Genomic DNA, 9,077 nt, shown 5'->3' with positions numbered 1-9,077 from the left:
GCTCCCGGGGCACCGCCGCGTCCGGCTCCCTCCGGGCGACCGGACCCGGCCCGCGGACCGGACTCGGCCGCGGAGGCCGGGCCCGGCCCGCGGGCCCGGACTACCAGGCGACCGGCAGCCGCTCCGGCAGCCTCTTGATGAAGCCCGTCCGCCACACCAGGTTCTCCGCCGGCACCGCGAGCCTGATCCCGGGCAGCCGCTCGACCAGCACCTCCAGCGCGATCTCCGCGTGCGCCCTCCCCAGCGCGGAAGCCGGGCAGAAGTGCCGGCCGGCCCCGAAGGCGAGGTGGGGCCGGGGGCTCTGGCGCTCCAGGTCCAGCTCGTCCGGGTGCTCGAAGGCCTCCGGGTCGAAGTTGGCGCCCTCCAGCAGGACGAGGACGAGCTCGCCCTCCTTCACCAGCACGTCACCGACCTGGATGTCCGCCAGGGCGATGCGCGGCAGGCCGTCGCCTACGGACAGGTTCCACCGCAGCAGCTCGTCCACGGCCCCGCCCATGCGCTCCGGGTGCGCGCGCAGGTAGCCGACGAGCTCCGGCCTCTGCAGCAGCGCCAGGACCGCCAGGACCAGGAACGCTGAGGTGGAGACCGCGCCGGCGCCGAACAGCGAGACGGCCACGGTCGCGAACATGTCGTCCGTCAGGTGGGCCGAGTCCGGATCCGCCTCCTTCAGCTCCGCGAACCTGCCGAGGAGCCCCGTACGCTCCTCGGCGGGCAGCGCGAGCTGCGCGTTCAGCTGCTCGGCGAAGTAGCCGACGTCCTTGTACCAGTTGAGCGCCGAGTCGGCGAACGGCTCGCGCGCGGTCATGAACGCGACGTCCAGCCCCGACATCAGCCGGCGCCAGTCCTCGAAGGGCACCCCGAGGATCCGGCAGTGCATGGCCGCCGAGTAGGGGTCGGCGAAGCCCGCCCGCAGGTCGGCCGGGCCGCCTTCGGCGAGCATCTGGTCGATCAGCTCCCCGGCCGTGGCGCGCAGCCAGTCCTGGAGGCCCTTCTGGCGCGGGCTGAGCGCCTTCATCACCGCGTCGCGCAGGCCGGCGCTGTTGATGTTCCCCATGTTGTTGACGACCTCGGGCGGGATCGTCAGCGCGTACTGGCGGGGGACGCCGGCGTTCGCGGTGTCCTTGAGGCTGAACCGCTCGTCCTCCAGTACCTGCTTCGCCAGCGCGTAGCTGCTCACCAGCCAGGCCGGGTCCCCGGTGAGGGTGCGGACCCTGGCGACCGGGGCCTTCTCGCGCAGCCAGGCGCACTCCTGCGGGAGCTCGTCACCGCGCCGTGAGAGGGGGAAGTCGAGGAGCGGCTCCCGCTCCCGGCTCTCCGGTCCCTCAAGCTGCTCGACGCTCATCGACGGTCCTCTCGGTCGGTGCGTGGTCCACGGTGGTGTGGGGGACGCCGGGGCGGGGGGCGGTGTCCCGGCCGGCGGTGTCCTGGGGAGTGGCGCGTACGGCCTCGGGGGCGTCGGGCCGTACGACGGCGTACGCCTGGTTCCGGGTCGCGCGCAGACCGCCGCCCCGGGCGAAGAGGACGTCCGTCATCGGCATCTTCACGTGGTAGGCCGCCACCGAGGACGGCACGTCGAGAATGCTCGGGGTGTCCACGAAGAACGGCAGTTCCGCCGCCATGTAGTCGAAACAGACCTGCAACTGCGCTGCCGTGATGGATTCGCCGTCCGCCAGCTTGGACCCGACAAAGTGGAGGGCCATTTCCTCACAGCCCTTGCGGAATACGTCGTCGGTCTCCAGGAAATGGAGCACGCGCCTGTGCAGGAGTTGGTAAACGGGGTTGGATTGGAATTCTGAAAGTGCCCTCACGCGAATCTCGGAGTGAGGGGGCCCTGATTCCTCCACGCCCTTGAGAATCCTCCTCCGGACCGCCTTGATCTCCTTCGTGGCGCGCTTCTCCGCGTGCTCCGGGGTGTAGCCGAAGGCGGCGAACATCCGGTCGACGTGGAGGTCCGCGTAGACGAAGTCGACCTGCGCGAAGCGGGTCGTGGCCCACTGGGCGAGGCTGCTGATGCGCTCGGAGCTGAAGTAGCTGTTCCCCGGACTCACTCCGATGAGCACATGGTCGCCGTCTTCCCAGATATGGCGGCAGGTACGGGTGAAGGGCAGAACTTCGAATGATGCGTCGGCTTTGATCGTCACCTGTGTGATCGCCCTTGTTGCCGCTTGTCCCTGGGAGCCCTGCGCTCCTGGTGTGGCGGCAATGTCGGTACGTTATGCCGTGATCCCGGAGCGTGACAAGTGGCGGCTCGATTTCTTGGCTGGAATTATCGCTTCCGTATTACGGAAGGGTAATGAGATATCTATCAGCCGCTCGAACGGGACCCGAGGCGGAGAGTGTCCGCGCAGGCCGCTACCCTGAGCCGGTCAACAAGTACCAAGAAGGGGTGGACCCAGTGGCGGACATCGAGAACGCACGGACGACGTTCGGCAAGTTCGACGTGAACGGCGACGGCTTCGTCACGGCCGACGAGTTCAAGGCGGCCATGGCGGCCATGGGCGACCCGTTCGTCACCGGCCCGGTGGCCGACGCCGTCATCGCCGCCAAGGACGCGAACGGCGACGGCCTGCTGAGCTTCGACGAGTTCTGGACCTCGGTGAACAAGTAGGTCCCACCGGCCGCCCCCGCCTCCTGCCGGGCGGGGGTGCTGCGCTGCCGGGCCCGCCGGCCCGGCCCCGGCCCGCTCGCGGCCCCAAAGGCTCCGCCGCCGGCACCCGCTCGCCCCGGTCAGGGCGCGCCGCCGCCCCCGTCGCCGCCGATGTCCTCGACCTCGGCCAGGGCCTCCCGCAGCCACTGGAGCCAGAAGGTCTCCAGGGCGATCCCGCCGTGCAGGACGAGCCGGCGCAGCCGGTCCTCCACGGCGTCCCGCCCCGGCGGGAAGTCCTTCTCCTCGATGGCCTCGTACTGCGCCAACTGGTCCCGGTGCAGCTCCAGGTGGCGCCGCAGCTCGGGGGCGAGCCCCCCGGTCCCCACGACGCCCGCCGCCCGCAGCCGCAGCAGCAGCGGATCGCGTATCGGCTTGGGGTCCTGGCTCTCCGCGACCCAGCGCGCCAGCTCCGCGCCGCCGGCGGGCAGGACCTCGTACTCCTTCTTCTGCCCGCGCAGGGGCACGGCGCCGGGCAGCTCCCGGATCAGCCCGGCCTCCTCCAGCCGCCCGAGCTCGCGGTAGATCTGCTGGTGCGTCGCCGACCAGAAGTAGCCGATCGACTTGTCGAACCGCCGGGTGAGCTCCAGCCCCGACGAGGGCTTCTCCAGCAGGGCGGTGAGGATGGCGTGCGGCAGCGACATGCCGTCATCCTAGGTTTACGCCGACCGCGACAGGGCCTTCATGTCCTGGAACCTCATGCACCTGGCCGCCCTGCTCAAGCGGGCGGACGGCATGCCCGCGCAGGGGAACCAGCGCTCCCGGTGGGACGCCGGCTGCCGCTTCGACTTCCCCAACCCGGAGCACCAGGCGCGGCGCCCCGGGCACAGCCGCGACCGCGGGGTCAGCAGGTGTTCGGGTGCGAGACGTCCAGCACGAACCGCTCGGGCGCGTGCAGCACGGCGGTGCTGTAGTACGGCTTGGTGTCGAAGGCGGCGCCGAAGGTCACGTACCCCTCGTAGTCGCCGGTCAGGGCGATGCCCTTGAGCTTGCTGAGGTAGATCTTCTGCAGGCGGGGGCCCTGGTAGACGCTCTGCCCCGCGTCGTTGTGCGCGGCGGCGGGGTTGAAACGGATCTCCAGGAAGTACTTCCCGGCCAGCGGGACGGGTTTGCCGGACCCGTCGTAGTACAGCTGCGGGACGGGTGTGACGGTGACCTGGGGGACGTACCCCTGCAGGTCGATGACGAGCCGGTCGTACGTGCAGTGCCCGCCCCAGCGGGCGTTGACGACGAGCGGCGTCTGGGTCTGGGCCCCGGCGCCGCGAGCGGCGGAGGCGGGGGCGGCGAGGCCGATGCCGACGGTGAGCAGCACGCCCATGAGCAGGGCCACGGACTGCCGGCGGCGCGGACGAAGACGTGACAGCGGATGGATCATGACGTCCCCCGATTTCTCAGAGACGGGGACAGGGTGTCACTCCCTGGGACACCCTCCGCCCGGTCCCCGGTTGCACCCGGAGGCTTCGGACATGCGTCCGCACACGCACAGGGCCCCGCCCCACGGCCGGAACCGGGGGACGGGGCCTCGGTGCCGGACCGTACCCGTCAGCGCGCGCGGGTCAGCATTCGATGACGTTGACCGCCAGGCCGCCGCGGGCGGTCTCCTTGTACTTGACCTTCATGTCCGCGCCCGTCTCCTTCATGGTCTTGATGACCTTGTCCAGGGAGACCTTGTGTGTGCCGTCGCCGCGCATCGCCATCCTGGCCGCCGTGACGGCCTTGACCGCCGCCATGCCGTTGCGCTCGATGCACGGGATCTGGACCAGGCCGCCGACCGGGTCGCAGGTCAGGCCCAGGTTGTGCTCCATGCCGATCTCGGCCGCGTTCTCGACCTGCTCCGGGGTGCCGCCCAGGACCTCGGCCAGGGCGCCCGCCGCCATCGAGCAGGCCGAGCCGACCTCGCCCTGGCAGCCGACCTCGGCGCCGGAGATGGAGGCGTTCTCCTTGAACAGCATGCCGATCGCGCCCGCCGCCAGCAGGAAGCGGACCACGCCGTCCTCGTCCGCGCCCGGCACGAAGTTCATGTAGTAGTGCAGGACGGCGGGCAGCACGCCGGCGGCGCCGTTGGTGGGGGCGGTGACGACCCGGCCGCCCGCCGCGTTCTCCTCGTTGACCGCCATCGCGTAGATCGTCGCCCACTCGCTGCGGTGCAGCATCGGGTCGCCCTCGGTGCGCAGCTGGCGCGCCGTGGAGGCGGCCCGGCGCTTGACGCGCAGCCCGCCGGGGAGGATGCCCTCGCGGGACATGCCGCGCGCGACGCAGGACTGCATGACGCGCCAGATCTCCAGGAGGCCCTCGCGGATCTCCTCCTCCGTGCGCCAGGCCTTCTCGTTCTCCAGCATCAGGGAGGAGATCGACAGGCCTGTCTCGTTCGCCAGGCGCAGCATCTCGTCACCGGAGCGGAAGGGGTACTTCAGCACCGTGTCGTCGAGCTTGATCCGGTCCTCGCCGACCGCGTCCTCGTCCACGACGAAGCCGCCGCCGACCGAGTAGTAGGTCTTCTCCAGCAGGGGGGTGCCGGCCTCGTCGTACGCGAAGAGCGTCATGCCGTTCGCGTGGTACGGCAGGGAGCGGCGGCGGTGCAGGATCAGCTGGTTCGGCTCGTCGAAGGCGATCTCGTGGCCATCGCCTATCTCCGCGCCCAGCAGCCGCAGCCGGCCGCTCTTGCGGATGCGCTCCACCTCGTCGTCCGCCGTCTCCACGTTCACGGTGCGCGGGGAGTGCCCCTCCAGCCCCAGCAGGACCGCCTTGGGGGTGCCGTGGCCGTGGCCGGTGGCGCCGAGCGAGCCGAAGAGCTCCGCCCGCACGGACGCGGTCTGGGCGAGGACACCGTCCTTCTTCAGCCGCATCACGAACATGCGCGCCGCGCGCATCGGACCGACCGTGTGGGAGGAGGACGGGCCGATGCCGATGGAGAAGAGGTCGAAGACCGAGATGGCCACTGGCGGACTCCCTTGTCTGCTCGTGGGGTGGGAAGGGCAGGACAGGCGGATTGTTCGGATTTTGTCCGACAGACGAGCTTAACGCGACGAGGTGAACGGCTCGGCTGTCCGACGGGGTGACGAGGGTGACGCGGACGCGTCGGACCTGCGCGGCCCCCTGCGCGGGGCCCGCCGCGGCCCCCGGCGAGGGGCCCGCCGCGCGCGGGCCCGCAGGGGCGTGCGCGGGCATGAGAAGGGCCCGGTCCTGTGCGCAAGCAAGGCCCGGGCCCCTCTCGGACCGCCGACTAGAGCGACGGGTACAGCGGGAACTTCGCGGCGAGCGCGGAGACGCGTGCCGCGAGGTCGGCCTTGTCGTACTCCGGCTTCAGCGCGGCCGCGATGATCTCCGCGACCTCGGTGAACTCCTCGGCGCCGAAACCGCGTGTGGCCAGGGCCGGCGTACCGATCCGCAGGCCGGAGGTGACCATCGGGGGCCGCGGGTCGTTCGGGACGGCGTTCCGGTTGACCGTGATGCCGATCTCGTGGAGCCGGTCCTCGGCCTGCTGGCCGTCGAGCTCGGAGTCGCGCAGGTCGACCAGGACCAGGTGCACGTCGGTGCCGCCGGACAGGACGGAGACGCCCACCTCGGTGACGTCCGGCTGGACCAGGCGCTCGGCGATGAGCTTGGCGCCCTCCAGGGTGCGCACCTGGCGCTCCTTGAACTCCTCCGAGGCCGCGACCTTGAAGGAGACGGCCTTGGCCGCGATCACGTGCTCCAGCGGGCCGCCCTGCTGACCGGGGAAGACCGCCGAGTTGATCTTCTTGGCGAGCTCCTGCGTCGACAGGATGACGCCGCCGCGCGGACCGCCGAGGGTCTTGTGCGTGGTGGTCGTCACGACGTGGGCGTGCGGCACCGGGTTCGGGTGCAGACCCGCGGCGACCAGGCCGGCGAAGTGCGCCATGTCGACCATCAGGTACGCGCCGACCTCGTCCGCGATGCGGCGGAAGGCGGCGAAGTCCAGCTGGCGCGGGTAGGCGGACCAGCCCGCGACGATCAGCTGCGGCTTGGACTCCTTGGCGAGGCGCTCGACCTCGGCCATGTCGACCTGTCCGGTCTCGTCGACGTGGTACGGGACCACGTTGTAGAGCTTGCCGGAGAAGTTGATCTTCATGCCGTGGGTCAGGTGACCGCCGTGGGCCAGGTTCAGGCCCATGATCGTGTCGCCCGGCTTGATCAGCGCGAACATCGCGGCGGCGTTGGCCTGCGCACCCGAGTGCGGCTGCACGTTCGCCGCCTCGGCGCCGAACAGCGCCTTGATGCGGTCGATCGCGATCTGCTCGACGACGTCGATGTGCTCGCAGCCGCCGTAGTAGCGGCGGCCCGGGTAGCCCTCGGCGTACTTGTTGGTCAGGACGGAGCCCTGGGCCTCCATGACGGCGACCGGAGCGAAGTTCTCCGAGGCGATCATTTCCAGGGTCGACTGCTGGCGCACGAGCTCGGCGTCGACGGCGGCGGCGACGTCCGGGTCGAGCTCGTGGAGAGGGGTGTTCAGCACAGACATCAAGATCCCCTGAGGTCAGTTGTCGGAGTGGGTGAGCGCGGCGTACTCCTCGGCGGAGAGCAGGTCGGCCGGCTCCTCCGAGACGCGCACCTTGAACAGCCAGCCGCCCTCGAACGGGGCCGTGTTCACGAGCGCCGGGTCGTCCACGACGTCCTGGTTGAACTCGGTGACCTCGCCGGAGACGGGGGAGTACAGGTCGCTGACCGACTTGGTCGACTCCAGCTCGCCGCAGGACTCGCCCGCGGTCACCGTGTCGCCGACCGCCGGAAGCTGGGCGTAGACGACGTCACCGAGCGCGGTGGCCGCGAACTCGGTGATGCCGATCGTCGAGACGCCGTTCTCGGCGTCCGACAGCCACTCGTGCTCCTTGCTGTAACGCAGCTGCTGGGGGTTGCTCATGGCCTGATTCTCCTGGATGCGGGGGAGTGGATACGAACAGCGGTCTCGGGTACTGAGACGCAGCCGTACGGGTTCCCGTACGGCCGCGGGTGCGGCACAGCCGTGTGCGGAGCTACTTCTGCCGCTTGTAGAACGGCAGGGCCACGACCTCGTACGCCTCATGCGTACCGCGAATGTCGACGCCGACGCCGGAGGTTCCGGGCGCGGCGTGCGCCGCGTCCACGTACGCCATCGCGATCGGCCTGCCCAGCGTCGGGGACGGGGCGCCGGAGGTGACCTCGCCGATGACCTGGCCGTCCGCGACGACCGGGAAACCGGCGCGCGGGACGCGGCGGCCCTCGGCGACCAGGCCGACCAGCTTGCGCGGCGCCTTGGTGGCGGCGCGCTCGGCGGCGTCCTCCAGCGCGGCGCGGCCGACGAAGTCGCCCTCCTTCTCGAACTTCACGACCCGCCCCAGCCCCGCGTCGAAGGGGGTGAGCTCCGTGCTCAGCTCGTGCCCGTACAGCGGCATGCCCGCCTCCAGGCGCAGCGTGTCGCGGCAGGACAGCCCGGCCGGTACCAGGCCGACGCCCTCGCCCGCCCGGGTCAGGGCCTGCCACAGCTCCACGGCGTGCTCGGGGGCGACGAACAGCTCGAAGCCGTCCTCGCCGGTGTAGCCGGTCCGCGCGATCAGCGCGGGCACCCCGGCCACCGTGCCCGGCAGGCCGGCGTAGTACTTGAGGCCGTCCAGGTCGGCGTCGGTGAGCGAGGCGAGGATGCCGGGGGACTCCGGGCCCTGCACCGCGAGCAGCGCGTACGCGTCGCGGTCGTCGCGGACCTCGGTGTCGAAGCCGGCGGCCCGCTCGGTCAGGGCGTCGAGGACGACCTGGGCGTTGGAGGCGTTGGCGACGACCATGTACTCCGTCTCGCCCAGGCGGTAGACGATCAGGTCGTCGAGGATGCCGCCGTCGGCCCGGCAGATGTGCGTGTAGCGGGCGCGGCCGACGCCGACGGTGGAGATGTTCCCGACCAGCGCGTAGTCCAGGGCCTTCACGGCCTCCGGGCCGGTCAGCGTGATCTCGCCCATGTGGGAGAGGTCGAAGAGGCCGGCCTTCGTGCGCACGGCGTTGTGCTCGTCGCGCTCGCTGCCGTACCGCAGCGGCATGTCCCAGCCCGCGAAGTCGGTCATGGTCGCACCGAGGGAGCGGTGCAGCGCATCGAGGGCGGTCAGACGGGGGGCAGTGCTCATGGGTGTGGCTCCCGGGTCCCAGGGCATCGACAGGACATGACGAGGACGTTCCTCCCCATCTGTCATCGGAACCTGAGAGGTTCACCGCGAGTTCCGTCGGTCGTTCGGGACGGGAATCGCGACTTGCACCTTGGGTGGAGCGCGCCTCACGCGGAGTGGGGACGCGTCTCGCTTTTCAGATCTGCCTCATCCACGCGGTACGGGGCCTGAGAGATTCAAGGGAGGGTCTTGCTCCTTCGGCGCCCGCGCACGGCCTTGCGGCGTGCCGGGACTCTCCCGCGCGGATTCAAGCGGCCGGTATGCAGTTGGTCCAGATGGCGCACATC

The 9,077-nt window shown here is 70.8% G+C and carries 9 protein-coding genes, 1 pseudogene and 1 riboswitch; of the genes and pseudogenes, 2 read left to right on the top strand and 8 right to left on the bottom strand.

Annotation, left to right across the window (positions count from 1 at the left end; all coding sequences use genetic code 11):
* Positions 1–100: 100 nt before the first annotated feature.
* Both ACFWUQ_RS21820 and ACFWUQ_RS21815 read right to left on the bottom strand, forming a co-directional pair.
* Positions 101–1,342, bottom strand: a complete 1,242-nt coding sequence (locus ACFWUQ_RS21820; protein ID WP_384540443.1) for a cytochrome P450 — start codon at positions 1,340–1,342, stop codon at positions 101–103.
* Complete coding sequence (locus tag ACFWUQ_RS21815) at positions 1,323–2,141, bottom strand: tRNA-dependent cyclodipeptide synthase (protein ID WP_384540441.1); 819 nt, start codon at positions 2,139–2,141, stop codon at positions 1,323–1,325. The genes ACFWUQ_RS21820 and ACFWUQ_RS21815 overlap by 20 nt, the downstream gene beginning before the upstream one ends.
* A gap of 254 nt (positions 2,142–2,395) precedes the next feature.
* Between ACFWUQ_RS21815 and ACFWUQ_RS21810 the strand changes: the two genes are divergently transcribed.
* On the top strand, positions 2,396–2,608 hold the full coding sequence (locus ACFWUQ_RS21810; RefSeq protein WP_384540448.1) for an EF-hand domain-containing protein: 213 nt from the start codon (positions 2,396–2,398) through the stop codon (positions 2,606–2,608).
* A gap of 119 nt (positions 2,609–2,727) precedes the next feature.
* Here ACFWUQ_RS21810 and ACFWUQ_RS21805 read toward each other — a convergent pair whose 3' ends face one another.
* Positions 2,728–3,288: a PadR family transcriptional regulator gene (locus ACFWUQ_RS21805; RefSeq protein ID WP_384540438.1), complete on the bottom strand. Its 561-nt coding sequence runs from the start codon at positions 3,286–3,288 to the stop codon at positions 2,728–2,730.
* Between the two features lie 37 nt (positions 3,289–3,325).
* On the opposite strand from ACFWUQ_RS21805, the pseudogene ACFWUQ_RS21800 reads away from it, so the two are divergent.
* Positions 3,326–3,457: pseudogene (locus tag ACFWUQ_RS21800) on the top strand (flavodoxin family protein); the annotation flags it as partial.
* A 31-nt stretch (positions 3,458–3,488) separates the two neighbouring features.
* Here the strand turns inward: ACFWUQ_RS21800 and ACFWUQ_RS21795 are convergent.
* From ACFWUQ_RS21795 to gcvT, 5 genes are all read right to left on the bottom strand, one after another.
* A complete protein-coding gene (locus ACFWUQ_RS21795) occupies positions 3,489–4,019 on the bottom strand; it encodes a hypothetical protein (RefSeq protein WP_384540436.1) in 531 nt (176 codons plus the stop codon).
* 181 nt (positions 4,020–4,200) lie between these two features.
* Entirely contained in the window at positions 4,201–5,583 is a 1,383-nt protein-coding gene (locus tag ACFWUQ_RS21790) for an L-serine ammonia-lyase (protein WP_384540433.1), read from the bottom strand.
* A 284-nt stretch (positions 5,584–5,867) separates the two neighbouring features.
* Positions 5,868–7,124 (bottom strand): serine hydroxymethyltransferase, encoded by a 1,257-nt coding sequence (gene glyA, locus ACFWUQ_RS21785; RefSeq protein ID WP_384540430.1) that lies wholly within the window; start codon positions 7,122–7,124, stop codon positions 5,868–5,870.
* Between the two features lie 15 nt (positions 7,125–7,139).
* Positions 7,140–7,523 carry a glycine cleavage system protein GcvH gene (gene gcvH / locus ACFWUQ_RS21780; RefSeq protein WP_384540428.1) on the bottom strand — a complete coding sequence of 128 codons (384 nt, stop codon included), beginning with the start codon at positions 7,521–7,523 and terminating at the stop codon, positions 7,140–7,142.
* A gap of 112 nt (positions 7,524–7,635) precedes the next feature.
* Entirely contained in the window at positions 7,636–8,751 is a 1,116-nt protein-coding gene (gene gcvT, locus ACFWUQ_RS21775) for a glycine cleavage system aminomethyltransferase GcvT (protein ID WP_384540425.1), read from the bottom strand.
* 185 nt (positions 8,752–8,936) lie between these two features.
* A riboswitch (glycine riboswitch) is annotated at positions 8,937–9,040 on the bottom strand.
* Positions 9,041–9,077: the final 37 nt, after the last annotated feature.

This window comes from Streptomyces sp. NPDC058662 (genome assembly GCF_042716255.1).
Classification (GTDB): Bacteria; Actinomycetota; Actinomycetes; order Streptomycetales; family Streptomycetaceae; genus Streptomyces.
Note: the sequence above shows the minus strand (reverse complement) of the source record. Positions and strands in the feature narration are given on the sequence as shown.